A 1,569-nucleotide genomic window follows, 5' to 3' on the forward strand; every position below is an offset into this window, starting at 1 on the left:
CCAACTGCCGCGCCTGCGCTGGCAGCAGCTTGCGCCACATTCCCGACTCAACGCTCTGTTGCCGCCACTGTTTGGCCTGCTTGGCGGCGGGCTGCTTAGCCTTGCCTATCTGAAACAGGGATCGTTTTCCGGTAGCTGGAGCGGCATCCTCGCCAATATGGTGAGCCTCTGGCTAATGGCCAGCCTGCTGCTCAATTTCTCATTCAAGATCCACGACCTGAGTGCCAAACGGCTCGGCACCCTGCTGGCCCACCTCGGGGTGGCGTTGTGCGCCCTCGGCATCGCGCAAGTGAGCCACCACAGTCAGGAGGGGGGGGCAGTGCTTGGGGCCAACCAACCCTACCAGCTCGGCGCGTTCGAATTTCGCTATGAGGGGCGCGAGCCGGTGATCGGCCCCAACTATACCGCCGAACGGATCACGCTTAGCGTGCACAAAGAAGGTAAAGAGGTCGCCAGGCTCACCCCCGAGCGCCGCCACTACAGCGTGCGCACCATGAACATGAATGAACCGGGCATCGCGTGTGGGATGCTCGGCGATCTCTACGTGGTGCTGGGTGAGAAGATGGGGCCTGATGCCTATGCCATGCGGCTGCACTACAAGCCGCTGGTGCGCTGGATCTGGCTCGGTGGCCTGCTGATGATGGCGGGCGGCGCCCTGCGCCTGCTCGCCCGTCGCCCCTTGCTAGCCGCCTGCCCCATGGCGGTTGCTGCCTCCCTGCCCCAGCTCGAACAGGAGGCGTTATGAGATCCCGCCTACGCCTCTTTGTTCCACTGCTGCTGACCCTGGGCCTCGGCGCCCTGCTCTGGCTGGGCCTTGGCAACAATCCCTACAGCCAGGATGAGGCAACCCTGGGACGCACCCTGCCTGCGTGGCAAAGCGACAATCTGCTGGGCGGGAGTCCGATCCAGACCGCCAGCCTCAAAGGTGAGCCCTTTGTGCTTAACGTCTGGGCCAGCTGGTGCGTCAACTGCCGCGCCGAACATCCGCGGCTCACCGAGCTCGCGGCAACCGTGCCCCTCTACGGCCTCAACTACCGGGACAAGGGGGATGCGGCCCGCGCCTGGCTTGTGCAGGCGGGCAACCCCTATCGCGCCGTACTCGCCGACCCCGACGGCAAACTGGCCCTTGAGCTNNAGCTCAAGGGCCAGTTTGCCGCCGATGGCGCCCTGCTTGCCCGCCATACCGGCGAGCTCACCAAAGAGATCTGGCTACGCCAGTTTGCACCGCTGCTGGACCAGGCTCGAGTAGACGCGCAGGTGAAGGCCGCCACAACGGCACCCGCGATTGCGCCATCTATTGCGCCGTCTATTGCAATATCAGCTCTGGAGACACAGCCATGATGTGCCGTTCTCTTGCCTGCGCCCTGCTGGCCCTCGCCATGCTGCTGAGTGCAACTGCATATTCCAGCGGGGTCGATACCTACGTTGGACTCCACCAGGTTCTGGTTCTGGCACTGGGGGCAGCGCAGGGCGCGGGCCACTTCCTGAGCGCGGGTCTGCCGCTCGGGGTGGCGAAACTGATAGGTATCGACCCCGCTGGAATATGCAGTTGCACTCAGCAGCATGGCG

2 protein-coding genes and 2 pseudogenes are annotated in these 1,569 nt (G+C 64.3%); 3 read left to right on the plus strand and 1 reads right to left on the minus strand.

Annotation, left to right across the window (positions count from 1 at the left end):
• The 3 genes and pseudogenes from CUC53_RS18585 to CUC53_RS19385 all read left to right on the plus strand — a co-directional run.
• A partial coding sequence (locus tag CUC53_RS18585; protein WP_272896788.1) for a cytochrome c-type biogenesis CcmF C-terminal domain-containing protein occupies nt 1-745 on the plus strand: 745 nt, incomplete at its 5' end.
• Nucleotides 742-1,133: redoxin family protein (locus tag CUC53_RS18590; protein ID WP_236757977.1), on the plus strand; the 392-nt coding region annotated here is incomplete at its 3' end. The genes CUC53_RS18585 and CUC53_RS18590, both read left to right, overlap by 4 nt.
• 2 nt (nt 1,134-1,135) lie before the next feature.
• Nucleotides 1,136-1,341 (plus strand): annotated as a pseudogene (locus tag CUC53_RS19385) (DsbE family thiol:disulfide interchange protein); the annotation flags it as partial.
• Between the two features lie 83 nt (nt 1,342-1,424).
• On the opposite strand, the pseudogene CUC53_RS19525 reads toward CUC53_RS19385, so the two are convergent.
• Nucleotides 1,425-1,565 (minus strand): annotated as a pseudogene (locus CUC53_RS19525) (cytochrome c-type biogenesis protein CcmH); the annotation flags it as partial.
• Nucleotides 1,566-1,569: the final 4 nt, after the last annotated feature.

It is taken from the genome of Aeromonas cavernicola, from assembly GCF_002795305.1.
Lineage (GTDB): Bacteria > Pseudomonadota > Gammaproteobacteria > Enterobacterales > Aeromonadaceae > Aeromonas > Aeromonas cavernicola.